Below are 22,856 nucleotides of genomic sequence, written 5' to 3' on the forward strand. Positions count from 1 at the left end.
CACCTGGAGGTCCCCCCCCGGCGGCGTGGTCAGCGTGCCGGAGCCCAGTGCCCGGGGCGCTCCAGGGGGCTCGACACCTTCGTCCGCGCGTCGCCGCGCGCGGCGTTGAGCTGCGGCTGGGTGAGGAACAGGGCGCCCGTCAGATCGGCCCCGCACAGGTTGGTGTCCCGCATGTCCGCGCCGATCAGGTCGGCTTCGCGCAGGTCGGCGTCCGACAGGTCGGCGGCGATGAGGAGGGCGCCGCGCAGACTGGCGCCGCGCAGCTTCGCTCCGTGCAGGCGCTTGCCCATGAGGTTGGCGCCCCGGTGGTCCTTCTTGCGGCCCGGGACGGCGTCCCGGGCCAGCTCGCTGGCCCGCAGCAGCAGCGGGTTCACCTCTCCGCGCAGCGCGTCCACGTGCACGTCGAGGAGCGTCTCGGGGGCGTCCCGGGTCAGCGCGTCGATCCGGGAGTACGCCCGGCGCAGTTCCTTGTGCACGGGGCGGGCCGCGGGCAGGTCCAGGGCCTGCGCGGTGTACTTCAGGAGCTCCTGGAGCTGCCGCACGACGGGGAAGACCTCGTACATCGTGCGGGCCGTGCCGGGTTCCTCCCGCCAGCTCACGCCCTTGAACGTCACCTGGGAGACCTTCTGGCCGGCGCCGAAGCAGTCGAAGACCGTACAGCCCTGGTAGCCCTTGTCGCGCAGCCGCTCGTGGATCCCGCAGCGGAAGTCGTCCTGGAGATTGCCGCACGGCGTACCGGCTGCCTTGTCCACCGGGAAGTCCGACGAACGCGAGAACGGCAGGGCCACGCAGCACAGCCCGAAGCAACTGCCGCAGTCGGCCCGCAGTTCGGGCTGGTCGGCGTGCGAGGTCTGCTCGGACAAGGGGGTGGCTCCTGGTGCTCTGGGTGTTCGCGGTGCTCTGGCGCGCGGTGGGCGTATGTGTCGATTGTCCCTCGGCCGCGCACCTTCCGGGTACGCGGGGCTGTCCCTAGGACCCGGCGTCCCTGGTGCAGGCGCCGACCGGCTCGGCGGGCCACCGCGGCAGGCACACCAGGTCCCGATCGCGCCGGTCGTGCGAGAGATACCGGCCCATGCAGTCCTCGGCCTGGGTGCGGCCGACGGACCTGCAGAACTTCAGCGCCTGGGTGCCGTCCCGGTAGGGGCCCGGTTCGTAGACGACCCAGTAGCCGGGGCGGAGCGAGGCGAAGTCGCCGCTGTCGAGCAGTTGCGCGTACGGGACGGACCTCCGTATCTCCGCGAGGATCCGGCGGGCGCTCACCACGCCCTCCTGGTGCGCCACGGAGGCCAGCTGGGCGATCCACCGGGCGTTGAGAGGGTTCGACTGCGGCAGGACGGGGCTCCGCGCGACGGACCCGGCCGGGTCCGGCTCGTGCAGGTCGCGGGCCTGCCAGCCGACGGTGACGCAGGCCAGCGCGGCAGCTATCCCGAGGCTCGCCAGCCATGCCCGGCGGGCGGGCCGGGCCCGCGTCCGGGGCGGCGCCGGGATGTGACCGGTGGGGTGGTGACCCGTGGGGTGGAGCAGCACCACGGCCTCCGGCGCGGTGTCCGGGCCGGGCGGGTCCGGCGCGGCCGACTCTGCCGCGTGCAGCGCCCGCAGCTCATGTTCCATGTCGCCGGGGTGGTCCTCATAGTGCTGGACCAGGGCGGCTCGCAGCTCGTCGATCCGGTCGGCTCGACGGTCGCGGTCGTGGGGATTCACCGGGATCCTCCCTCCATCCGGTGGGGCGGGCGGGGCAGTTCGGCCTCGGCGGCACGCTGACGGAGCTTCTTCTTCGCGCGCCGCACGGAGGCGGAGACGGAAGCGGGGGCGATGCCGAGGGCTTCCGCGGTCTCGGTACGGGAAAGCCCCAGGTATTCGCGCAGGAGCAGCGCCCAACGCAGTTCTTCGGTGAGCGTGTTGATCTCACGGAGCACTTCGGCGATCTCCAGTGCCCGGTCCGGGCCCAGCGTCCTGCTCACCGAGGTCCACTCCCCGTTGTCCTCGGGGAGGTCGCCTGCGGGCGCCCAGGGACTGCGCTGGGCGGCGCGGACGGCGTCGATGGCCTTGCCGGACGCGATCTTGCGGAGCAGCGGCCAGGGCGAGGCGACGGGCCCGTCCTCACGGAGGATCTGGAGGTAGCGCAGGAACGTGTCGTGGGCGATGGCGTCGACATCGGCTCCCGGTCCGGCCACCGTGTAGATCACGGAGCGCACTCCGGGCCGATACTTCTTGTACGTCTCGGTGAACAGGGCGTCCAGTTCGGGCCGGAGCGGCAGAGCACGGCGTATCACAGGGTGCCCACCCCTCGTCCGGGTCCACCCGAGCTCGCGGACAGTACCGTTCCGAGCGTCTTGTGCGGCTTCGCTCATGTCTAGAAAGCCGACAGCGGCATCGAAAAGGCGACAGCCCGGCCGCCGGGAATTCGCAGCGGCCTCGGACGATCGCCACCCCGTCCAGGTTGTACGCGTTCCGGCCGATTGACCCGTCCGCCCGGGTGCGCTTGCATCCCCCGGGGGCCCTGGCACCGGGCCGGGGCCCGCGCTCCGTGGGGGAACACATGGCCGGAACCGGCCCGCACAAGAGACGTGGCGGAATCGTACGGACGGCGAGCGCGGGCGCGCTCGCCGTCTTACTGTCGGCCGGGGCCCTGCCCACGGCCGTCTCCGCACCCGCCGCCGCCTCGGCACCGGCGCCCCGAGGGCCCGCCGGGACCACCCATCTGCTCAGCGCCGCCGCCGACGGCGGTCAGGCAAACGGCCCCTCCGGCCGCCCTGTCGTCAGCGCCAACGGCCGTGTCGTGGCGTTCACTTCGCAGGCAACCAACCTCGTCGCCGGGGACACCGGCAACCAATCCGACCTGTTCGTCAGGGACTTGCGGGGCGGCGAGCTCCAGCGGGTCGTCGACCCCCGCGGGGAGATCTCCTCGCCGGCGCTCAGCGCGAACGGCCGGTACGTCGCCTACACGACGCGCGACGAAGAGGGCTCCGCCGTCATCGTCCGGGACCTGTGGAAGGGCGGGACCGAACGCGCCGACGTGGACCTCCCGATGCAGCACATCGACGGCCACGCACCGGCCGTCTCCGCCGACGGCCGCACGGTCGCGTTCGCCGTCCTCGGCACCGACCCGAGCCGCCCCGGCGCCCAAGCCGTCTACCTGCGCGACCTGCGCGCCCAGCGCACCGAACTCGCCAGCTTCCCCGCCGACGAGGACGAGACCTTCCTCGGCTTCCGCGCCCCGACCCTGAGCGCGGACGGACAGCGCGTCGCCTACCAGTACGTGCACGGCACCCCACCGCGCGGCGACTGGTCCGACATCTACGTCCACGACCGTGACACCGGTGGCGAGACCCAGATCGACACCCCCTACGACGGCAGCCCCGCCAACGGCGCGGCCACCAACCCGCTGTTCAGCGCCGACGGCTCCACCCTCGCCTTCGACTCCGCCGCCTCGAACCTGGTCCCCGGCCGCGACCCGAACGGCAGCCACAACCCCTTCGTGTGCGACCTGCGCACCGGCATCCTCCAGCGGGTCGACGCGGTGCTGCCCGGGCCCGAAGGCGTGCTGTCCGTGGACGGGGTGTCCGCCGACGGGTCGAAGCTGCTGCTCGACACCTGGCCGATCCTGACCGTCGAGGACGCCGAGTACGTCCGTGACCTGCGCACCGGCTCCAACGTCCTCGTCTCCCCGGACAAGGACGGACGGCCCGGCAACGCGATCGACGCCCGCACGGACGCCGCCGCGCGGACCGTCGTCTTCTCCGGGTTCGACCACGCGAACTTCGTGGCGGACGACACCAACGGGGTCGCGGACGTGTTCGTGTTCGTACGCAAGAAGCGGTGAGGAGGCGGTGGCAGGTGGTGGGAGACCGACCGGTCCTGTGGCAGGCCCGTGACGGGACGGCGGTCGGTGTGTGATCTCCCGGGGCGATGCTCGACAGGGCGATCAGCGAGGTGGTGGCGCGCGGCGGCGGACGGCGGTACCCGGACGCCGCCGCGCGACGTGGGAGAAGAGGCGAGACCGCGCACCGTCGACGGCTTCATGATGATCACGGAGGGTGTGCGCAGCCGCCGCCGGTGGACGTGCCGCTTCCTGGTGGCGGAACTCCTCTGGGACACCGGGGTGGCGACGCAGTAGGTTCCCGAGCGGCCGACGTACGTTTCCGGGGGCACCGTGCCCCCGTCGCGGCGGATCAGCCGTTCTTGCGGGCCGCCTCCCGGCGCTGCCGCTCGCCCAGGGGTGCCTGGGAGAGGTCCTCGGTCTGGGCCCTCAGGTTCTTGTAGCCGTAGCCGCGCTCGGTCAGCCAGGCCCTCGCCAGGGTGTGGCGGACGGTGGACGTGGCGCGCGGGCATAGTCGATCATGGCCTGATGTCGCTGCTTACGTACGAGGCCGATCTGTTCGAGAACGCCCGGGGCCGCCTGGAGGCGATCGCCTACCGACTCCTGGGGTCGGCCGGTGACGCCGAGGACGCGGTGCAGGAGGCGTACCTGCGGTGGCACGCGGCCGACCGGGAGCGGATCGAGATACCCGAGGCGTGGCTGACGAAGGTGCTCACCAACATCTGCCTCAACCAGCTCACCTCGGCGCGGGCCAGGCGCGAGACCTACGTCGGGCAGTGGCTCCCGGAGCCGGTCCTTGCCGGGGACCGGATGCTCGGCCCCGCCGACACCGTCGAGCAGCGCGAGTCCGTCTCGATCGCGATGCTCACGCTCATGGAGCGGCTCTCGCCCAACGAGCGCGTAGTCTACGTACTGCGTGAGGCGTTCGGGTACGGGCACCGGGAGATCGCGGAGATCCTCGACCTCACCGAGTCGAACTGCCAGCAGATCTACCGCCGCGCCAAGCAGCACCTCAGCACCGACCGGGCCCGCGTCGAGGTCGACGCGGCCGCCGCGCGGAAGGCCGTCGAGAGCTTTCTCGCCGCGGCCCTCAGCGGCGACACCGAGCCGCTGATCCGGCTGCTCACCGACGACGCGGTCAGCGTGGCCGACGGCGGAGCCAAGGTCCGGGCCCGCAGGACCCCCGTCCTCGGCGCGCTCGCCATCGCCCGGTACATGCGTGGCCTGTTCCGGCCGAACGAGGCCAAGCGGGCCCAAGTCGGCGGCAGCAGCGTCGCCCTGCACGCCGCCGTCGTCAACGGCGGCCCCGCCGCGCTGATCGCGGTCGGCGCTGAGATCCTCGGCGTCATCTGCCTCGCGCCGACCCCCGAGGGCGTCGAGGCGCTCCACATCCAGGTCAACCCCGACAAGCTCGAACGCATCACGCGCCAGTGGGCGGCCGACGGTCCGCACCACCCCCTCATGGAGGTGTGGTGACCCACGTCACAACGGATTCCTGTCAGGGATCGTGCGGCTGTCCGGTTCAGGGGGGGAGTCCAACCGGATAGGGAGCCAGTCATGAAGCACCGCATCGTCGTCCTCGGAGCCGGATACGCCGGAGCCATCACCGCCGGCCGCCTCGCCAAGCGACTGCACCGCGACGACGTCGAGATCACCCTCGTCAACTCAGACACCGAGTTCGTCGAGCGGGTGCGTCTGCACCAGCTCGCGACCGGGCAGGACCTGCCGAGCCGCCCCCTGCGCGACCTCTACGCGGGCACCGGGGTGCAGGTCCGGCAGGCATGGGTCACCGCGGTCGACGCCGACCGCAAGAGCGTCGCCCTCACCGGCGAGCACGGCGCCGAGACCCTCGGCTACGACACCCTCGTGTACGCGCTCGGCAGCACCGCCGCCGACCACGGCGTCCCCGGCGTCGCCGAGCACGCCCACACCGTCACCGGGAAGCGGGACGCGCTGCGACTGCGGGCCCGCCTCGGCGAGTTGGAGCCGGGCGGGACCGTACTGGTCGCGGGCGGCGGCCTGACCGGCATCGAGGCGGCCACCGAGATCGCCGAGGCCCGCCCCGACCTCAAGGTCGCCATCGCCGCCCGCGGCGGCGTCGGCGACTGGCTCAGCGACAAGGCCCAGGGCCACCTCCGTGTCGTACTCGACCGGCTCGGCATCACGGTCCACGAGCGGGCCGACATCACACGCGTCGAGGCGAACAGGGTCGTCACCGACGCGGCCGGGGAGATCCCGGCCCACGTGACGGTGTGGACCGCGGGCTTCACCGTCCACCCGATCGCGGCGGCCAGCACCCTGGCGGTGTCCGACACGGGGCGGATCGTCGTCGACGGCACCATGCGCTCGGTGTCGCACCCCGACGTGTACGCCGTCGGGGACGCCGCGCTCGCCGAAGGGGCGGGCGGCAAGCATCTGCGGATGTCCTGCGCCACGGCCACCCCGATGGCCTGGCAGGCCGCCGACGCCCTCGCCGCGCGCCTCACCGGCCGCAAGGTCCCCGAGACCACGATCGGCTACAACGCCCAGTGCGTCAGCCTCGGCCGCCGCGACGGCATCTTCCAGCGCGTCACCACCGACGACCAGATGACGTCCACCGTGTTCACGGGCCGGGCCGGCGCCCGCATCAAGGAACTCATCTGCTCGGGCGCGGCCTGGAGCGTCTCCCACCCGACGATGATGATGCCGGCCCGCCGCCACCGCATCGCGTCGACCGCCGCGGCGGAGCCCCGGCCCGTCACCGCGTGACGCGGCCGCGGCAGCCGAACGCGCCGGTCCAGCGCCGGGCTCGCGCGGCGTACGGAAGTGCGGAGGAAGCGACCCTGTACGCCGCGAGTTCCGGTCACGTCGACGCGGCCGCCCCGCGCCGACGCCGATCGGCGCGCGCCGACCGCTACGCGGCCTGAGGGCGACCCCCGCGCTCTCCGGGCCAGAGGCGTCGCTGACAACGATGGCCCGCGGCGGCTTGCAAGTAATCGGCCAATCATGGCAACTGGCCTCATACCGCCGGTTTTCACCCTGTCGGGGCGATGCTCCCGGAGTTACGTTCCTGGGCCCGGCTGTCCCGCCGGGACGACGCCCATCGGGGAGATGAGAGCGTATGTCCAAAGTCGAGACGTCAGGCACGTGGTCCGGGATCAGCGTGACCCCGCCCAATCTCGCGGGGATCAGCACCGAGAACGTCACCTGGGGGATTCCCGTGGGTGCGGACAAGAGCGGGTACGTCTTCGCGGGCGGCACCATCGACGTGCTGCTCGACGGCACGGAGTTCACGCTGGGGACGATCACCCACCAGAACCATCCGATCCAGGGCATGCCGCAGAGCCAGTTCGAGGTCGACCTCGCGGTGCGCGTCCTGTTCGAGGACCAGGTGCCGCACGACTTCAGTTTCCGCTTCCAGCACAACGAGACGCCCAACGTCGGTCCGAACCCCGAGGACATCGTCGACCTGCCCACCCGGGTGTCCCCGGAGACGGTCACCATCAACGGCACCCCGTACGCGGTCGTGATCACCGGGTTCAAGCAGGGCGGCCAGATCGTCACGCGGTTCATCAGCCCGGAGAACGGCTCCAACAGCGCCGAGCTCGTCGCCGTGCTCTCCCGCGTCGGACAGCCCGACGTGCACATCACCACGGTGCGGTTCAAGGGCCAGGTCAAGCGCACCCAGGCCGACGAGTACGTGGAGGTCGTCAACCGGGGTACCGCACCGGCCGACGTGTCCGGCTGGGTCCTCGGCGCCGGTGACACCGGGCAGAACATCACGTTCCCGGCGGGCACCGTGCTGATGCCCGGCCAGCGCATCCGCGTCCACACCAACGAGGTCCACCCCGAGTGGGGCGGCTTCGCCTACGGCAGCGGCCGCCCGATCTGGAACGACCAGGGCGACACCGCCGTGCTGCGCGACACCGCGGGCAACCTCGTGTCCGAGTACCGCTACGGCTCGGACGCCACCAAGCCCTGACCGGCGGGTCTCTGTTACGGTGACCGGCATGAAGCGCGCCGCAGTGACGACGACGCCGGACAGAGTCCCGGCGCGCTGACAGCTGATCTGACGCGAAGCCCCGGGGCGAGTGCCCCGGGGCTTCGTCGTGCGGCTCCCCTCACTCGCTCCGCCACCAGCGAGGAGATTCCGATGACCACCGCCCATGATCACCGCAGACTCGGCCGCGAGCTCGGCCTCTTCGACACCGACCCGCTGATCGGCGCGGGACTGCCGTACTGGCTGCCCGACGGCGCGACCGTACGGCACGCCCTGGAGGAGTACATCCGCGCCGCCGAACGCCGGGCGGGTTACCGGCACGTGTACTCGCCGGTGCTCGGCAAACGCGAGCTGTACGAGATCTCCGGGCACTGGTCGCACTACAGCGACGACATGTTCCCGCCGCTGGACCTCGGCGGCGAGCAGGTCGTGCTGCGGCCGAGCCTGTGCCCGCACCACGCGGTGATCTACCGCTCCCGCTCCCACAGCTACCGGGAACTGCCGCTGCGCATGGCCGAGTTGGGCGGCATGTACCGCTCGGAGCTGTCGGGCGTCCTCGGCGGGCTGACCCGGGTGCGGGCCATCCAGCTCAACGACGCGCACATCTTCTGCACCCTCGACCAGGCCGAGCGGGAGGCGCGGGGCGCACTCGACATGATCCGTGACGCCTACCGGGCACTGGGCATCACCCCAGCCCGCTACCGGCTCTCCCTCCCGGGCCCCGGCGGGAAGTACGTGGCCGCGCCCGAGCTGTGGCAGCGGGCCACCGCGCTGCTGACCGAGGTTCTGGACCGCTCCGGGCTGCCCTACGAGGCCGTGCCGGGCGAGGCCGCGTTCTACGGTCCCAAGATCGACGTCCAGGTCGCCGACAGCGCGGGCCGCGAGTCCACCCTGTCCACCGTCCAGGTCGACTTCCACCAGCCCGAGCGGTTCGACCTGCGCTACATCGGCGCGGACGGCGCCAAGCACCGCCCGGTCATGGTGCACCGCAGCATCATCGGCAGTGTGGAGCGGGCCGTGGCGCACCTCATCGAGCAGCACGGCGGCGCCTTCCCGGCCTGGCTCGCCCCCACCCAGCTGGTCGTCCTGCCGATCTCCGGGAGCGAGCTGCCGAACGCCGAAGCACTCGCCCGGCGCTGCGCCGACCTCGGCCTGCGCGCCGAGGTCGCCGGGCCGGAGCGGGGCAGCCTCGGCGCCCGGATCAGGGAGGCCCGCCTGGTGCCGTACCAAGCCGTCGTCGGCGCCAAGGAAGCCGCCGACGACCGGGTCGCCCTGCGCCTGCGGGACGGCCGCCGCCTCGACCCGCGCCCCGCGGCCGACGTCCTCGCCCGCGTCGGCGCGCTCGTCGAGGCCCACAGCACCGACTTGTGGGAGGACGAGGCCGGTTCGTAGCACCCGCGGGGCGGCGGCCACGGCTGGGGAGTCCGCCGACGCGGGTCGGCGGACTCTCAGCTCATCAGCTCGGGCGCGAAGTAGTCGCGCAGCCGTGCGATCTTCCCGTCGCGGACCCGGAAGATCTGCACGAGGGAGACGGTCACGTCCTCCCTGCCCGAGTCCGCGTGCCCGCCCCCGTCCCCGCTCCCGTCTCCCTCCCCGTCGAAGACCGTGTCGATCTCCGCGATGAACACGTCGGGATCGGCGGTGGTGTGCAGTACGAATCCGGACTTCTCCAGGTTCGGCGCTCGCTGGTCCTTCGCATGCCGCTCGTAGTACGCCGCCATCACGCTGCGGATCTCCTCGCGCCCCACCATCCTCCGGGGGAGGGCGCCGTCGCGCGGCATCAGCGGCAGCTCGAAGACGCCGTCCGGGGTGAAGTTCTCGGCGAGGGCGGCGGCGTTCTGGGTCATCGCGCCGGCGTAGACGTAGCTCTCGAAGATCTGCTGCGGTGTGCGGGACAAGGGTGGTCTCCTTGGTCAGCTGGAGGTCAGGACGTCCGTCAGTACCCGCACATGCCCGTGCGGGAGGTCCTTGGTGGCCGTCAGGAGGGTGAGCCGGTCCGCGCGGGCCAGAGCGCGGAGCCGGTCGAGCTCCGCCGCGCGGGCCGGGTCCGCGAGCTCCTGCCGGTAGCGTGCGGCGAACTCCTCGTAGCGGTCGGGGTCATGGCCGTACCAGCGTCGCAGCTCGTTCGACGGGGCGAGCTCCTTTTCCCATGCATCGAGTCCCGCCCGCTCCTTGGACACGCCCCGGGGCCAGAGCCGGTCGATGAGGACGCGGGAGCCGTCGTCCGGTGCCGTGGCGTCGTAGATCCGTTTGACCTGGATGTCGAGGGAGCGCCTTGTCGTCATGTCTGCATTGTGTGTCCCGTACGCGGACGGGGCCGCTCGGTGGCCGTCAGGGCGTGATGAGGGACGCCGAGGTGCCGGACCACATGACGTGGTCGATGTGGATCTGGCGGGCGAGGAACCGGCCGTTCTCGACGCTGGCGGAGATGGCCACCGGGGCGAGTGAGTTCCCGTCCGGGAGCCCGGCGCAGTACAGGCCGGGGAGCGCGCCGAGGATGGCCCTCTACTGGAGCGGTGCCCCGTGGTCGTCGTCGAGCACGGGGGCGGACAGGATGCGGTAGTCCGGGCCGAAACCGGTGCACCAGACGATGGTCGTGATGTGGTGCCGTGCCAGGTCGAGGCGCTTGCCGAAGTCGCAGATGTGGTCCATGACCACGACCGGCGCGGGGCGTTCCTCCGGCGCCACGAAACCCCGCAGGCGGATACGGGTGTCGATGATGACCGTGGCCTCCCGGAAGGAGCGGGCGGATTCCTCCGCGACGGTGACGACGTCGTCCTCCCGGAGGAAGGCGCCCCGGTCCGCCGCGCGGGGAACCGACGAGGACGACTCCCTTCGCCGCCAGGGTGCCGAGATCGAGGTCGCCGCTCTTGTCCCGCACCGCGGTCACCGGCAGGCCGGGCAGCACGGAGGTGCCGTTGTCGCCCACCGTGACGGAGTCCTCGTACAAGGAGAGGGCGAACATCCACTCGTGGAGACCCCGGCCGCGATAGCGGCGCGGCCACGCGCGGTGGCGGCCGACCGAGAGGAAGACCGCGCGCCCGGCGTCCACGACCGGTGAAGCGGCGTCGCTGTACGGCCTCGCGCCGGCCACGGTGCGGTGGTGGGAGCGCCGGGGCGTGCTCAACCCGCCCGCCCGTGACGGCGGCAAGCGACGCTACGGCGAACCCGACCTTCGCCGCGCCGGCGTTGTCCATCTTTGTTGCGTGGTGGGGGCCGTGCCGCTCGACCAGGCGGCCGTCGTCACCTCCGGAAAGTCCACGCACAGCGCCTGGCAGGGCACGGTCGGCGCGCGGATCACGCTCGTGGAGCAGCGGATCGAGGAGCTGACGGCCGCGCGGGACTATCTCCGGCATCCGCTGAGCCGCACGGACGACGACATGGCCGAGTGCCCCGTCCTGGAGGCCGAACTGTCCGCGCACACCCCACGCGGACGCGTCGCCGCCGACTTGGTCACGACGGCGCGGACGGCCCGCGGCGGCGGAGAGCGGCACGCGGGCGCGTCGGCCCGTGACGTAGATCCGGCGGCAAAGCGCCCTGTGCGTGACGAAAACCCGAAGCTCTGTCCCGGCTGCCGGCAACCGCTGACACGGCCCTCGCGCGGGCGGCGCCGGACGTACTGCTCACGTGCGTGCCGGCAGCGCGCCTACCGGGCACGCCACGGCGACCGGACTCGCCCGGGCTCCTCCGGCTGATTCGGCGCGCGGCCGGTCTAGCGCGCCCGGCCGCCCCGGCGCACCTGGTTGACCGCCACCGCGTTGTACGGCGTCGAGGGCGTGGTCTCCTCGGTGAAGCGGGAGTTGGGCAGGTAGAGGCGGTTGCCGAACGCGGCGACGGTGGTGGGGATGCGGAAGCGGGGGTCGGTGATCCGGGCGATCGCCGTGCCGCGCAGGCCCGTGGGGTGCATGCGGAACACGTCCACGGCGTTCTGGATCTGCTGGACGACGTAGAGCGTGCGGCCGAGGAGAAGGGCGCCGTCGCCGTCCGGGAGCTTGTCGGCGCCGAGGTCGACCCGGCGGGTGTCGCCGGTGCGCGGGTCGACGCGGTAGAGGCTGCCGCCGTGGGCGTGGATATTGATGACGAGCAGCCCGCGGCCGTCGGGCGTCCGCTCCAGGCCGTTGGTGGTGAACCCGTCGGCGGGCGCCGAGACCCACTCGCCCGTCAGGGGCAGCGTCACGATCTCCCGGGCCCGGGGCAGCTCGCCGCGGGGGCCGAGCGGCAGGCCGTACAGCTGCTGCTGGGTGGAGTCGGTGAACCAGGCCGCGCGGGGCGTGAGGACGACGTCGTTCACGACGGTCCTGGGCGTGCCGACCTCGTACGCGGCGAGGACGCGGCCGGTGCGGCCCTCGACGACGCGCAGTTGGCGGGTGAAGCCCCCGGCGACGAACAGGCGGCCGCGCCCGTCGCTCTTGAGGCCGAGGCTCATCGCGTCCGTCCCGGTCGGGACGGTCTCGCCGCGCCCGGTGGCGAGGCTCGCGCGGTACAGGTCCCCGCCGATCCGCGAGCCGAACCAGGCGGTCGCGCCCGGCCCGATGGTGATGCCCTCGGGCTGGAAGCCGTTCGGCAGGGGGAAGTCCGTGGGCCAGGTGGCATCCGCGCTCCCGGCACGGGCCGCCGACGCGAGCGGACCGAGGGCGACCAGCGCCCCCAAGGCGGCGCCGGCGCCGAGAACCGCTCGACGGGAGGCACCGGAAGCATCATCGTTGGTCATGCTGTACACCCTTCCCCGCCGCGGCCGCGGTGAAGAGAACGGCCTGCCGCCGGTTGCGGACCGGACGACAGGCCGAGCCCCGCGCCCGGGTGCTACGCCCGGTCGATGCGGTAGACGCTGCCACCGATGTCGAGGACGTACAGCTCGCGGTTGCCGCCCTGGACGAACGAGACGACCTCACCGGCGTTGACCCCGAGGTCGCTCACCCCGGTCACCTTGCCGTTCTCCATCTTCAGGGCGCGGACGGTGCCGTCGCAGTAGTCGCTGTACACGTACTGGCCCCTGAGGTCCGGGATCGCCTTGCCCCGGTAGACGTAGCCGCCCGTCACCGAGCAGCCGAGGCCGGTGCGGTCGTACTCGTAGACCGGCCGGACGTGGTTCGCGGGCTCCTTGCCGTCCCGGAAGGGGTGGGTGCCCTCCATCTGGGACCAGCCGTAGTTCTCGCCGCCGTCGCTGCTCGCCGGGGACCAGTCGATCTCCTCCCAGGCGCTCTGGCCGACGTCACCGATCAGCAGGTCGCCGGTGCCCGCGTCGAAGGAGAACTTCCACGGATTGCGCAGCCCGTACGACCAGATCTCGTCCTTCGCCTTCGGGTCGCCGACGAACGGGTTGTCCTTCGGGATCGCGTACGGCTTGGCGCCCCTCGGGTCGATCCGCACGAGCTTGCCGAGGAGCGTGTCGAGGTTCTGCCCGTTGCCGTGCGGGTCGCCGCCCGAGCCGCCGTCGCCGAACGCGATGTACAGATAGCCGTCGGGGCCGAACTTGATGTCGCCGCCGTTGTGGTTGGAGTAGGGCTGCGTCTGGGTGAGGACGGTGCGCCGGGTCTGCGGCTGGATCTTGCCCTTCCGCACGGCGAACTCGTCGATGGTGCTGGTGCCTTGGAGGTTCGTGAACGAGATGTAGAAGTGCGCGAACTTCTTGTCGAACGCGATGCCCAGCAGGCCGCGCTCGCCGTCGGTGGTGGTCTCCTTCGTGATGTCGACGACGGGCTTGCCGAGCCCTCCCCGGCTGTCCAGGACCCGTACGGTGCCCGCGCGTTCGGCTATCCAGACCGTGCCGCCGGGACCGGCGGTCCCGGCGATCGGATTCTGGGCCGTGGTCACCTTCGTGAGCGCCACCTTCGGCGCCTGCTTCGATGCGGCGGGCTCGTCGGCGGACGCCGTGGTCAGGGCGAGGGAGGCGACGAGGCAGAGGGCGCCGACGGTCGCCGAGCTTCTGGTGCGAACTTTCACCGTGATCCTCCTGGAGGCGGCGAATGGGGGAAGTCACCCAGCTGCTAGGGGCAGTTGTGAGGGGGTGTCGCCCGTGCCAGCACGCAACCTGGGTGGGGGATGGTGTGCAACTGGCCACGCATGAGAATACTGGGGCCGGGATGGTTGGTGTAGACCAAAACTCCCGCCATCTGCCCGCGTTCCGGTCGCCGCGGCTCACCGCAGCCGTCGGATGTCCCCGCGCACGCGGTAGAAGCCCCCGGCGGCCGCGTGCAGGGCGTCCACCACATAGCGCGCACCCGGCTGTCGTATCGCGCGCGGGAACTGGACGTTCCAGGAGCCGTCGTACCCCTCGGACACCACGTGCACGCGCAGGCGGCCGCCGTCCTGGACGCACTCGACGACGACCGCCCCGGCGGGAACGCGGGTCACGGTGGCCACCGCGGTCGCCGCCGTGGCCGGTGCGTACGTCGGCAGGGCCGCCGCCAGCTTGACGTCCCGCGGCTGCGGCACCGTGCCCTGCTGTGCCGCCGAGATGGCCGTCTCGCTCGCGTCCACGCAGACGAGCGAGCCGTCCGTCGTCACCAAGTACAGCCGCCCGTCGCGGTACTGCATGGAGAGGGCCGAGCCGCCACCCGTGCCGAGCTTCCACAGACGCGTGCCGTCCCGGTCGAAGCAGTACACGGACGACGCGGCGTCACCGGCGAAGACGAACCGCCCGCTGGGCGAGGTGGCGCACGAGTACACCGGGCTGTCGCAGGCGTACGTGGCCTCGACCGCGCCCGTCGCCTTCGACAGGCGCTGGACCGCGCGGTGGGCCGTGCCCGCGTACACGGCGTCGTCCTCCTGCCAGCCGAACAGGACGCCGCCGCGGGTGGGCGTGTGCCACAGCTCGCCGCCGCCGTCGGGCGCGTAGGCGGTGACGCCCCCGGTGTGGCCGTGGTAGACCGCCCGGTCGTCGGCGCGGACCATCCAGGCGTGCTCGCCCTGGCTGCGGCGCGCCCACTGGTGCTCGTCCTCGTGGTCGATGACGGTGAGGCGGCCCTCGCGGTCCGAGACGTTCAGGATGCCCTCGTGGATGTCCAGCCAGAAGATGTCGACGTCGGCGGCGATGTCGTACGCCGCGAAGGGCAGCTTCGACGACAGGTCGTAGACGCTGCCGTCGTCGCAGCCCGCGTAGATCCAGAAGTCGTCGGCGACCAGGCACTTCACGCCGTCGGGGAGCTGGAAGCGGGCGAGGACGCCGCCGTTGTGGTCCAGCGTGTACACATCCCCCGCCTGGTTGCCGACCCAGCAGTGGTCGTCGTCGACGTGGATGCCGAACGCCGAGGAGCCGGTGCGGAAGCGCCACAGCACCGGCGCCACGGCCCGCGCGGTGGACGGCGCCGACGCCACCTGGCGCCGCGTCACCGCGCGCGGCGCCCGCTGCCCGGGAACGGCCGGGGCGTACCCCTTGCGGACCTTCTCCGCGACCTTCTTCGCGGCCGCCGCCCGTGCCTTCGCGACCGAGGCGAACGAGGTCGTCTGCGTCTGCCCGGCGGCGCCGATGCGCCCGTACCGCACCGTCACCGTCTGGTCGGCGACGGTCACTTCGTAGAACTTGTGCGCGCCCTCGCCCTCTTGTGACAGTTCCAGATACGTCGTCGACACCGTGGACGCGGCAGGCATGGCAGACCCCTCCCCAGGGTGGACCCGCGGCTTCTCCGGCGGGCCCCACTGCTCACACCGTAGGAGGAGCCACTGACAACGACCGCCCTGGTCCGCGCGGTCGGCCCGCCCCTCAGTACCCGCCGCCCGCCACCACCCGGTCCACCTCCCGCGGCGACAGCGCGTGCTCCACCGCGAGGATCCCCGCACCGATCGCCGCCGCGTTCTCGCCGGTGCGGCTCGGCTCGATGCGCAGGACGTGCGTGGCCAGCGGGTGCGAGCGGCGGTACACCGCCTCCCGTACGCCCGCGAGGAGCTGGTCGTGGACCGCGGCGAGCGCGCCGCCGACCACCACCGTGTCGGGGTTGAAGAAGTTCACCAGGCCCGCGAGGACCTCGCCCACCGCCCGCCCCGCCTCCCGGACCATGCGGACCGCGTCCCGGTGGCCGGATTTCACCAGGCGTACGACATCGCTGCCCGACGCCGCCGCCAGGCCCAGGTCCGACAGGCGGCGGGCCAGGGCGGCGCCGCCCGCGACCGCCTCCAGGCAGCCGGAGTTGCCGCAGCGGCACGGCTCGTCCAGCTCGCCGACGCGGATGTGGCCGATGTCGCCCGCGCTGCCCTGGGCGCCCCGGTGCAGTCTGCCGTCGGCGACGATCCCGCAGCCGATGCCCGTGCCGACCTTGATGTAGAGGAGATAGCGGGTGTCCGGAAACGCCCGGCGCTGCTCGGCGAGCGCCATCACGTTCACGTCGTTGTCGACGAGCGCGCGCACCTGGAACCGGTCGGCGAAGAACTCCGGGATCGGGTGCTGGTGCCACCCGGGCATGATCGGCGGGTCGACGGGGCGGCCGGTGGAGAACTCGACGGGCCCCGGCACGCCCACGCCGATGGCCTGGAGGGTCGACGGCTCGCGCCCGGCCTCCTTCAGGAGCGCGTGCAGGGTGCGCTCCACATGGCCGAGCACCGACTGCGGTCCGTCCGCGATCGACAGCGGGTCCTCGCGCAGGGCGAGCGTCTCGCCGCCGACGTCCATCAGCAGGACACGGCAGTGCGAGGCGCCCAAGTCGACGCCCGCGACGGCGTGTTCACGCGTCCGCAGCCGCAACTTCCGGGGCGGGCGGCCGCCCGTGGAGCTGCCGTCGGCCTCCTCCGCCACGAAGCCGTGCGCGATGAGCGCGTCCACCCGCTGCGAGACCGTCGAGCGCGCGAGGCCCGTGAGCCGGGCGAGGTCCGCCCGGGTGGCCGCCGCGCCCGCGCGAAGGAGGGCGAGGACGTCGCCGGGCGAGGAGGCCACCGGCGCGGGTGAGCCGTCCGGGGACGGGGCGGAGGGGGGAAGATCCGGCGCTCCAGGCATGCCAGTCACCCTAGGGACGACTTTCGCTGCTCACAAGGCCGATGATGTTTGATCGTCGACCTAAGTCACCGTCAAATGCCGTGTAAACAAACGCGCTTGGACCCTTGACAGGCCAAAGGGTCCTCATCACATTGCTCTGCAGGCCGCTGCCGAAGGAGCTGAGGGTGCAGGCGATGCATGCGAAGCAGGCGACGCACACGATGTTGGCGATGCACGGCGTGTCCAAGAGCTTCCTCGGCGTGCGCGTGCTGCACGGCGTCTCGCTCGACCTCGCCGCAGGCGAGGTGCACGCCCTGGTCGGGGAGAACGGCGCGGGAAAGTCGACGCTCATGAAGGTCCTGGCGGGTGAACACGTACCGGACGAAGGCGTCATCACGCTCGACGGACGGCGCCACCACTTCAGCCATCCCGCCCAGGCGCAGGCCGCCGGGATCGGCATCATCCACCAGGAGTTCGCGCTCCTGGAGCACCGCACGGTCGCCGAGAACGTCTTCCTCGGCCGCGAGCCCACCCGTTACGGCCTCGTCGACCGCCGCGCCATGGAGGACCGCACCGCCCGGCTCCTGGCCGATCTCGGAGAGGCCGGCATCGGGCCGCGGACGTACGTGCGCGACCTGTCCGTCGCCCGGCAGCAGACCGTCGAGATCGTCAAGGCGCTCGCCTCCGACGTGCGCGTCCTCGTCATGGACGAGCCGACCGCGCCGCTCGCCGACCACGAGGCGGGGCTGCTGCACGCCCTGGTGCGCCGCCTGGCCGCGCGCGGACTCGGCATCCTGTACATCTCACACCGGCTGCGCGAGGTCTTCGACCTGTCCCAGCGCGTCACCGTCCTCAAGGACGGCCGCCATGTGGCGACGGTACGCACCGAGGACACCGACACCGACCGGATCGTACGGGCCATGGTGGGCCGGGAGCTCAGCGCCTACTACCCGCCGCGCGCCCGCCCCGAAGAGGTCGGCGGGCCCCGCCTCGCCGTGCGCGGCGGCGGCAACGCGCGGCTGACCGGCATCGACCTGACGCTGCGCGCGGGCGAGGTCACCGGCGTCGCGGGCCTGCAGGGGGCGGGCCGCACCGCCCTCGCCCGGGCCCTGTTCGGCGCCGCGCCCTTCACCACGGGCACCATGACCGTCGCCGGGGCGGCGCTCAGGCCCAGCTCGCCGCGTCAGGCCATCCGCGCCGGTGTCGCCCTCGTCACGGAGGACCGCAAGGCGGAGGGGCTCGCCCTGCGCCAGTCCGTGCGGGACAACGCCCTGCTGGTCACCCGCGCCGTCCCCGACCGTGAACGGCCCCCGTCGGCACGGGAGTTGACCGCGCTCCTGGAGAAGGTCCGCCTCCAGGCGCGCGGCGAGCACCAGGAGACCCGCTTCCTGTCCGGCGGCAACCAGCAGAAGGTCGTCATCGCCAAGTGGCTGGCCGCCCGACCCCGGGTGCTGCTCTTCGACGAACCGACCCGGGGCGTCGACGTCGGCGCCAAGGCAGCCATCCACACACTGGTGCGCGACCTCGCCCGCGAAGGCCTCGCCGTCCTCATCGTCTCCTCCGAGCTGCCCGAACTGATCGGCATGAGCGACCGGATCGTCGTCATGGCCGAGGGGCGCATCGCCGGTGAACTGGCCGCCGGGGCAACGGAAGAGGCCGTCATGCGGCTCGCGACGACCACCCGGGACGGTGCCGCGACGACCGGCCCGGACAGCGCGTCCTGCGACTCCGCCACTCCGGACGGCACCACCCCGCCCCTTTCCGCCCCGGACACGACCCCGCCCCCGTCCGCCCCGACACCGCAGGAAGGAGCGGCATGACCGGCACCGCCCTCGCCCCCGGGCCCGCTCGGGCCCCCGCGAAGTCCCGCGCCCCGCTCGGCCGCAGCCGCCTCGCCGACCCCGCCGTCGGCGTCTGGCTCGCCGCCGCGGCCGTCACCGCGCTCGGCTGGATCGCCGTGGACGCCCGCGGCGGCGACTTCCTCACCCTCACCAACGTCGTCGGCATCCTGCAGAACAGCGTGGCCCTCGGACTCGTCGCCGTCGGCCAGACCGCGGTCATCCTCACCGGCTCCCTCGACCTGTCGGTGGCGTACCTCATCAGCCTCGGCACCCTCGTCGCCGCCACCACGATGGAGGGCGGCTCCGTGGTCACCGGGGTCCTCGCGGTCCTCGCGCTGTCCGCGGCCGTCGGGCTCGCCAACGGGCTCATCGTCACCGGCCTGAAGGTCAACGCGTTCATCGCGACCCTCGGCACCGCCTTCATCCTGCGCGGCTGGATCGAGGACAACTACACCGGGCCCGCGGGCAAGGTCCCCGCCTCCTTCCAGCACCTCGGCTACGACCGCATGGGCCCGGTCCCCGTCTCCCTCTTCCTGCTCCTCGCCGTCACCGCGGCGCTGTGGGTGATCACCCGGCGCACCCGCTTCGGCCATCACCTGTACGCGACCGGCGGCGACGAGCACGCCGCCCGCCTGTCCGGCGTCCGCACCCGCCGCACCGTGATCGCCGCCCACGTCCTGTGCTCGCTGTGCGTGGGCGCCGCCGCCCTGTTCCTGGCGTCGCGCCTGGGCGCCGGAGCGCCGTGGGCCGGCACCGAGGCCCGCTACGACCTGGAGTCCATCGCGGCCGTCGTCCTCGGCGGCACCGTGCTCGCGGGCGGGCGCGGGGGAGTGGTCGGCACCCTCGGCGGCGTCCTCGTGCTCGCCGTCCTCGACTCCGTCTTCAACCAGCTCGGCGTCGACCCCTTCTTCAAGAACGTCGTGCGCGGCGTCGTCATCATCGCCGCCGTCGCCCTCTACGCCCGGCGCGGCGCCAGGAGGTCCGCATGAGCACCGGCACGGCCACGGACGCGACGCGGGAGCGGACCTCGACGGCCGCCACCGCCACGTACCGGGCCCTCGCCCGCAACCTCGGCACGGGCGCACCCGTCTACGCCCTCCTGATCGTGCTCCTCGTGGCGCTCGCCGCGACCGACCCCGGCTTCTACGAACCCGACCGCTTCCTCGCCTTCGTCAAGCGCGCCGCGCCGCTGGTGATCCTCGCCGCCGGGCAGTACCTGGTCATCGTGTGCGGCGAGTTCGACCTGTCCGTCGGTGCGATCGTCACGGCCGGGGTGGTCGCGGCCGCCGAGGTCTACGGAACGCACCCGGACGCCCCCTGGGCGCTGATGACCGCCGGACTGCTGCTCGCGGGCGCCGCGGCCGGGCTCCTGAACGGGCTGATCACCACCGTGCTCCGGGTGCCGTCGTTCATCGCCACGCTCGGCATGATGCTGATCCTCGAAGGCGCCGTCTTCTACTGGACCGGCGGCTCCCCACAGGGTCGTCTTCCGGAGGACTTCCGCCGCCTCGGCCGGGACACGGCGCTCGGCTGGCTGCCCTGGGCCGTGCTCGCCTGCGTCGTCGCGGGCGTCCTCGTGGTGCTCCTGACGCGCTCCGACTTCGGCCGTACGCTCGTCGCCACCGGGGACAGCGAACGCGCCGCCCACCTCGCCGGGGTGCGGGTGCGCCGGGTCCGCGTCCTGGCGTTCGTGCTGTCCGGCGTCGCCGCCGCCCTGGCCGCCGTACTCGTCGGGGGCTTCTCGGGGGTGTCCGCGCAGGCGGGCCGCGGCTACGAGTTCGAGGCGATCACCGCCGTCGTGCTCGGCGGGGTCGCCCTCGGCGGCGGGCGCGGCAGCGTCGTGGCCGCGATGGCGGGCGCCTTCTCGCTGCAGGCGCTGTTCACGCTCCTCAACCTCCAAGGCGTGTCCGGGGCGTTGGAGTCCACCGTCCAGGGCGTCATCGTCATCGCCGCCGTCGGACTCGGCGCCGCCGACTTCTCCCGGCTGCGCCGCCGCCGTGACCACCCGCCGGGCACCCCGCCGGGCCCGCCGAAGGTCACTCCGCCCCCACCCGCACCGGCCACCCCATCGCGCACCCTCCGGGAGGGAGACCCCCATGACCCGCAGCCGTAGCCCGCGACCCCGCCGCCGCCCCACCACCCCCGCGGCCGCCGCCGTCCTCGCCACCGCCCTGCTCGCCGCGCTCAGCGCCTGCTCCAGCGACGCCCCCGCCGACGCGCCCGCCGCGTCCGGACAGAACGCCGAGCAGCAGAACGACAGCGGGGACAAGCCGTCCAAGTTCTTCGACCGGGCCGAGTACGACCGGCAGTTGACGCTCAGCGGGCTGACTCCGAAGGGCCCCGCCGCCAAGCCGTGGGAGCAGATGCTCCAACCGAAGATGACCGACACCGCCCGGTACCGGAAGAAGGGCGATGCCGACGACGTCGACCTGTGCTTCTCCAACGCCGGGGTGTTCAACCCCTGGCGGCAGGTCGGCCTGAAGAACATGAAGGCCGAGGCCGAACTGCACGACGAGATCGACGACTTCACCGTCCTCGACGCCCAGGGCAAGGACGACAAGCAGATCTCCGACATCCAGGAGCTGGCGGGCGACAAGGACTGCGACGCGCTCATCGTCTCGCCCAACACCACCGCCACCCTCACCCCCGCGGTGAAGGAGGCCTGCGGCAAGCTGCCCGTCATCGTCTTCGACCGGGGCGTGGAGACCGACTGCGCCGTCACCTTCATCAACCCCATCGGCGGCTACGGCTACGGCGCGGTCGCCGCCGACTTCCTGGTGGACAAGGTCAAGCCCAAGGGCAAGATCCTCGCGCTGCGCATCTCGCCCGGCGTCGACGTCCTGGAGACCCGTTGGTCCGCCGCGAAGCTCGCCTTCGAGAAGAGCGAACTCGACGTCGTGGACGTGAAGTTCACCGACGGCGACCCGGCGAAGACCAAGTCCGTCGTGTCCGACGCGATCTCCCGGCACGGCTCGATCGACGGCGTGTGGATGGACTCGGGCGCCACAGCGGTGGCCGCGGTGGAGGCCTTCGAGGACTCGGGCGCCGACGTGCCGCCCCTGACCGGCGAGGACCAGCAGGACTTCCTGGAGGCCTGGAAGGACAAGAAGCTCACGGCGATCGCCCCCACCTATCCCACGTTCCAGTGGCGCACCCCGGTGATCGCCGCCCTGCGGATCCTCAAGGGCGAGCGGGTGCCCAAGGAGTGGAAGCTGCCGCAGCCCACCGTCACCGAGGCCAACCTCGACGACTACCTCCGGGACGGCATGCCACCGCTGCACTACGCGATGTGCGGCTGCCAGAAGCTGCCCGGGTTCCCCGGCGACTGGGGAGGCAAGAAGTGACGCGGCCCGCAGGGGAGTGGGGGAGTGATGCCCGGCCGTCGGGTACCGACTGGCCAGTGGGCGCGAACCCCTGGATCTGGCACTCGCCCGTCACCGCGCGGGCCCTCGCCGAGGTCCTGCCGCGCCTGGCCGCCTGGGGCTTCGACTGCGTCGAGCTGCCGCTGGAGCAGCCCGACGACTGGGAACCCGAGGCCACCGCGAAGCTCCTCGGCAGCACCGGCCTCGCCCCCGCCGCCGTCGTCGCCGTCATGCCACCGGGCCGCGACCTGGTGCGCGCCGACCCGAAGGCCGTGCGCGCCACCCAGGACTACCTCCGCCGCTGCGTCGACGCCGCCCACACCGTCGGCGCCCCCGTCGTCGCGGGCCCCGTCTACGCAGCCGTGGGCCGCACCTGGCGCCTGGACCCCGCCGGGCGGAGATCCGCGTACGAGGAGTGGCGCGAGCACATCGCGCCGGTCGTCGACCACGCGCGGCACGCCGCCGTGCGCATCGCCGTCGAACCCCTCAACCGGTACGAGACGAGCCTGTTGAACACCGTCGCACAGACCCTCGACGCCCTCGCGGGCCTCCCCGAGGACGGCATCGGCGTCGCGCTCGACACGTACCACCAGAACATCGAGGAACGCTCCCTGCCCACGGCCGCGCACGAGGCGGGCGACCGGGTCGCGCACGTCCAGGTGTGCGCCAACGACCGCGGCACGCCCGGCGCCGACCACCTCGACTGGGCCGGTTTCCTCGGCGCCCTGCGCGCGATTCGCTATCAAGGCGCCCTGTGCATCGAGTCGTTCACGGCGCACAACGCCTCCATCGCGGTCGCCGCCTCCGTGTGGCGTCCGCTCGCCCCCAGCCAGGACGCGCTCGCCACCGACGGCCTGGGCTTCCTGCGCCGCGCCCTCGCGGCCCGCTGACCTCGGGCACGGCGCCCCCGCACTTCCGGCATCCGGCACCCGCACCGTTTCGTCCACAC

22 protein-coding genes and 1 pseudogene are annotated in these 22,856 nt (G+C 72.7%); 12 read left to right on the top strand and 11 right to left on the bottom strand.

What is annotated here, in order from left to right; genetic code table 11:
* Window positions 1-29: 29 nt before the first annotated feature.
* The 3 genes from ACZ6BG_RS16865 to ACZ6BG_RS16875 all read right to left on the bottom strand — a co-directional run bounded on the left by ACZ6BG_RS16865 (window position 30) and on the right by ACZ6BG_RS16875 (window position 2,273).
* Entirely contained in the window at window positions 30-863 is an 834-nt protein-coding gene (locus tag ACZ6BG_RS16865) for a pentapeptide repeat-containing protein (RefSeq protein WP_469001652.1), read from the bottom strand.
* A 106-nt stretch (window positions 864-969) separates the two neighbouring features.
* A complete protein-coding gene (locus tag ACZ6BG_RS16870) occupies window positions 970-1,701 on the bottom strand; it encodes a hypothetical protein (RefSeq protein WP_469001660.1) in 732 nt (243 codons plus the stop codon).
* Entirely contained in the window at window positions 1,698-2,273 is a 576-nt protein-coding gene (locus tag ACZ6BG_RS16875) for an RNA polymerase sigma factor (RefSeq protein ID WP_469001669.1), read from the bottom strand. Before ACZ6BG_RS16875 ends, ACZ6BG_RS16870 begins: the two co-directional genes overlap by 4 nt.
* Window positions 2,274-2,539: 266 nt before the next feature.
* Between ACZ6BG_RS16875 and ACZ6BG_RS16880 the strand changes: the two genes are divergently transcribed.
* Complete coding sequence (locus ACZ6BG_RS16880) at window positions 2,540-3,823, top strand: TolB family protein (protein WP_469001672.1); 1,284 nt, start codon at window positions 2,540-2,542, stop codon at window positions 3,821-3,823.
* A 349-nt stretch (window positions 3,824-4,172) separates the two neighbouring features.
* Here ACZ6BG_RS16880 and ACZ6BG_RS16885 read toward each other — a convergent pair.
* Window positions 4,173-4,295, bottom strand: a pseudogene (locus ACZ6BG_RS16885) (DUF6204 family protein); the annotation flags it as partial.
* A gap of 53 nt (window positions 4,296-4,348) precedes the next feature.
* Between ACZ6BG_RS16885 and sigJ the strand changes: the two are divergent.
* The 4 genes from sigJ to thrS all read left to right on the top strand — a co-directional run bounded on the left by sigJ (window position 4,349) and on the right by thrS (window position 9,191).
* Window positions 4,349-5,296 carry an RNA polymerase sigma factor SigJ gene (gene sigJ / locus ACZ6BG_RS16890; RefSeq protein ID WP_469001674.1) on the top strand — a complete coding sequence of 316 codons (948 nt, stop codon included), beginning with the start codon at window positions 4,349-4,351 and terminating at the stop codon, window positions 5,294-5,296.
* Window positions 5,297-5,377: 81 nt separating this feature from the next.
* Window positions 5,378-6,568 carry an NAD(P)/FAD-dependent oxidoreductase gene (locus ACZ6BG_RS16895; RefSeq protein ID WP_469001676.1) on the top strand — a complete coding sequence of 397 codons (1,191 nt, stop codon included), beginning with the start codon at window positions 5,378-5,380 and terminating at the stop codon, window positions 6,566-6,568.
* A gap of 352 nt (window positions 6,569-6,920) precedes the next feature.
* Window positions 6,921-7,781, top strand: coding sequence for a choice-of-anchor K domain-containing protein (locus ACZ6BG_RS16900; protein ID WP_469001679.1), 861 nt, complete (start codon window positions 6,921-6,923; stop codon window positions 7,779-7,781).
* A gap of 171 nt (window positions 7,782-7,952) precedes the next feature.
* A complete protein-coding gene (gene thrS / locus ACZ6BG_RS16905) occupies window positions 7,953-9,191 on the top strand; it encodes a threonine--tRNA ligase (protein WP_469001681.1) in 1,239 nt (412 codons plus the stop codon).
* Between the two features lie 56 nt (window positions 9,192-9,247).
* Here thrS and ACZ6BG_RS16910 read toward each other — a convergent pair whose 3' ends face one another.
* The 3 genes from ACZ6BG_RS16910 to ACZ6BG_RS16920 form a co-directional block, all read right to left on the bottom strand.
* Window positions 9,248-9,697: a nuclear transport factor 2 family protein gene (locus tag ACZ6BG_RS16910; protein WP_469001683.1), complete on the bottom strand. Its 450-nt coding sequence runs from the start codon at window positions 9,695-9,697 to the stop codon at window positions 9,248-9,250.
* 15 nt (window positions 9,698-9,712) lie between these two features.
* Entirely contained in the window at window positions 9,713-10,084 is a 372-nt protein-coding gene (locus ACZ6BG_RS16915; protein ID WP_469001685.1) for a DUF488 domain-containing protein, read from the bottom strand.
* A gap of 220 nt (window positions 10,085-10,304) precedes the next feature.
* Window positions 10,305-10,451, bottom strand: a complete 147-nt coding sequence (locus tag ACZ6BG_RS16920; RefSeq protein WP_469001687.1) for a hypothetical protein — start codon at window positions 10,449-10,451, stop codon at window positions 10,305-10,307.
* On the opposite strand from ACZ6BG_RS16920, the gene ACZ6BG_RS16925 reads away from it, so the two are divergent.
* Together ACZ6BG_RS16925 and ACZ6BG_RS16930 are read left to right on the top strand one after the other, a co-directional pair.
* Complete coding sequence (locus ACZ6BG_RS16925) at window positions 10,450-10,860, top strand: hypothetical protein (protein ID WP_469001690.1); 411 nt, start codon at window positions 10,450-10,452, stop codon at window positions 10,858-10,860. The genes ACZ6BG_RS16920 and ACZ6BG_RS16925 overlap by 2 nt on opposite strands.
* 145 nt (window positions 10,861-11,005) lie before the next feature.
* The gene (locus ACZ6BG_RS16930; protein WP_469003039.1) at window positions 11,006-11,494 is read left to right on the top strand and encodes a hypothetical protein; all 489 of its coding nucleotides are present in this window, start codon (window positions 11,006-11,008) and stop codon (window positions 11,492-11,494) included.
* A gap of 17 nt (window positions 11,495-11,511) precedes the next feature.
* Here ACZ6BG_RS16930 and ACZ6BG_RS16935 read toward each other — a convergent pair whose 3' ends face one another.
* The 4 genes from ACZ6BG_RS16935 to ACZ6BG_RS16950 all read right to left on the bottom strand — a co-directional run bounded on the left by ACZ6BG_RS16935 (window position 11,512) and on the right by ACZ6BG_RS16950 (window position 16,725).
* Window positions 11,512-12,510: an SMP-30/gluconolactonase/LRE family protein gene (locus ACZ6BG_RS16935; RefSeq protein ID WP_469001692.1), complete on the bottom strand. Its 999-nt coding sequence runs from the start codon at window positions 12,508-12,510 to the stop codon at window positions 11,512-11,514.
* A 92-nt stretch (window positions 12,511-12,602) separates the two neighbouring features.
* Window positions 12,603-13,742 carry a PQQ-dependent sugar dehydrogenase gene (locus ACZ6BG_RS16940; protein WP_469001695.1) on the bottom strand — a complete coding sequence of 380 codons (1,140 nt, stop codon included), beginning with the start codon at window positions 13,740-13,742 and terminating at the stop codon, window positions 12,603-12,605.
* 195 nt (window positions 13,743-13,937) lie between these two features.
* Window positions 13,938-15,389: a WGR domain-containing protein gene (locus ACZ6BG_RS16945; protein WP_469001697.1), complete on the bottom strand. Its 1,452-nt coding sequence runs from the start codon at window positions 15,387-15,389 to the stop codon at window positions 13,938-13,940.
* A 112-nt stretch (window positions 15,390-15,501) separates the two neighbouring features.
* Window positions 15,502-16,725: an ROK family protein gene (locus ACZ6BG_RS16950; RefSeq protein ID WP_469001699.1), complete on the bottom strand. Its 1,224-nt coding sequence runs from the start codon at window positions 16,723-16,725 to the stop codon at window positions 15,502-15,504.
* Window positions 16,726-16,925: 200 nt separating this feature from the next.
* Between ACZ6BG_RS16950 and ACZ6BG_RS16955 the strand changes: the two genes are divergently transcribed.
* Genes ACZ6BG_RS16955 through ACZ6BG_RS16975 form a run of 5 tightly spaced genes read left to right on the top strand, consistent with a single transcriptional unit; the run spans window position 16,926 to window position 22,797 of the window.
* Entirely contained in the window at window positions 16,926-18,524 is a 1,599-nt protein-coding gene (locus ACZ6BG_RS16955; RefSeq protein ID WP_469002957.1) for a sugar ABC transporter ATP-binding protein, read from the top strand.
* Complete coding sequence (locus tag ACZ6BG_RS16960) at window positions 18,521-19,534, top strand: ABC transporter permease (protein ID WP_469001701.1); 1,014 nt, start codon at window positions 18,521-18,523, stop codon at window positions 19,532-19,534. Before ACZ6BG_RS16955 ends, ACZ6BG_RS16960 begins: the two co-directional genes overlap by 4 nt.
* Complete coding sequence (locus ACZ6BG_RS16965; protein WP_469001703.1) at window positions 19,531-20,658, top strand: ABC transporter permease; 1,128 nt, start codon at window positions 19,531-19,533, stop codon at window positions 20,656-20,658. The genes ACZ6BG_RS16960 and ACZ6BG_RS16965 overlap by 4 nt, the downstream gene beginning before the upstream one ends.
* Window positions 20,642-21,889 carry a substrate-binding domain-containing protein gene (locus tag ACZ6BG_RS16970; protein ID WP_469001707.1) on the top strand — a complete coding sequence of 416 codons (1,248 nt, stop codon included), beginning with the start codon at window positions 20,642-20,644 and terminating at the stop codon, window positions 21,887-21,889. Before ACZ6BG_RS16965 ends, ACZ6BG_RS16970 begins: the two co-directional genes overlap by 17 nt.
* 56 nt (window positions 21,890-21,945) lie before the next feature.
* Entirely contained in the window at window positions 21,946-22,797 is an 852-nt protein-coding gene (locus ACZ6BG_RS16975; RefSeq protein WP_469001709.1) for a sugar phosphate isomerase/epimerase family protein, read from the top strand.
* Window positions 22,798-22,856: the final 59 nt, after the last annotated feature.

This window comes from Streptomyces sp. NPDC041205 (genome assembly GCF_055591765.1).

What these genes read in the sequence shown, in the direction of transcription:
- ACZ6BG_RS16880 (WP_469001672.1), top strand. Translation starts at nt 2,540, where the DNA reads ATGGCCGGAACCGGCCCGCACAAGAGACGTGGCGGAATCGTACGGACG.
- sigJ (WP_469001674.1), top strand. Translation starts at nt 4,349, where the DNA reads ATGTCGCTGCTTACGTACGAGGCCGATCTGTTCGAGAACGCCCGGGGC.
- ACZ6BG_RS16895 (WP_469001676.1), top strand. Translation starts at nt 5,378, where the DNA reads ATGAAGCACCGCATCGTCGTCCTCGGAGCCGGATACGCCGGAGCCATC.
- ACZ6BG_RS16900 (WP_469001679.1), top strand. Translation starts at nt 6,921, where the DNA reads ATGTCCAAAGTCGAGACGTCAGGCACGTGGTCCGGGATCAGCGTGACC.
- thrS (WP_469001681.1), top strand. Translation starts at nt 7,953, where the DNA reads ATGACCACCGCCCATGATCACCGCAGACTCGGCCGCGAGCTCGGCCTC.
- ACZ6BG_RS16915 (WP_469001685.1), bottom strand. Translation starts at nt 10,084, where the DNA reads ATGACGACAAGGCGCTCCCTCGACATCCAGGTCAAACGGATCTACGAC.
- ACZ6BG_RS16925 (WP_469001690.1), top strand. Translation starts at nt 10,450, where the DNA reads ATGACCACGACCGGCGCGGGGCGTTCCTCCGGCGCCACGAAACCCCGC.
- ACZ6BG_RS16920 (WP_469001687.1), bottom strand. Translation starts at nt 10,451, where the DNA reads ATGGACCACATCTGCGACTTCGGCAAGCGCCTCGACCTGGCACGGCAC.
- ACZ6BG_RS16935 (WP_469001692.1), bottom strand. Translation starts at nt 12,510, where the DNA reads ATGACCAACGATGATGCTTCCGGTGCCTCCCGTCGAGCGGTTCTCGGC.
- ACZ6BG_RS16945 (WP_469001697.1), bottom strand. Translation starts at nt 15,389, where the DNA reads ATGCCTGCCGCGTCCACGGTGTCGACGACGTATCTGGAACTGTCACAA.
- ACZ6BG_RS16950 (WP_469001699.1), bottom strand. Translation starts at nt 16,725, where the DNA reads ATGCCTGGAGCGCCGGATCTTCCCCCCTCCGCCCCGTCCCCGGACGGC.
- ACZ6BG_RS16955 (WP_469002957.1), top strand. Translation starts at nt 16,926, where the DNA reads ATGTTGGCGATGCACGGCGTGTCCAAGAGCTTCCTCGGCGTGCGCGTG.
- ACZ6BG_RS16960 (WP_469001701.1), top strand. Translation starts at nt 18,521, where the DNA reads ATGACCGGCACCGCCCTCGCCCCCGGGCCCGCTCGGGCCCCCGCGAAG.
- ACZ6BG_RS16965 (WP_469001703.1), top strand. Translation starts at nt 19,531, where the DNA reads ATGAGCACCGGCACGGCCACGGACGCGACGCGGGAGCGGACCTCGACG.
- ACZ6BG_RS16970 (WP_469001707.1), top strand. Translation starts at nt 20,642, where the DNA reads ATGACCCGCAGCCGTAGCCCGCGACCCCGCCGCCGCCCCACCACCCCC.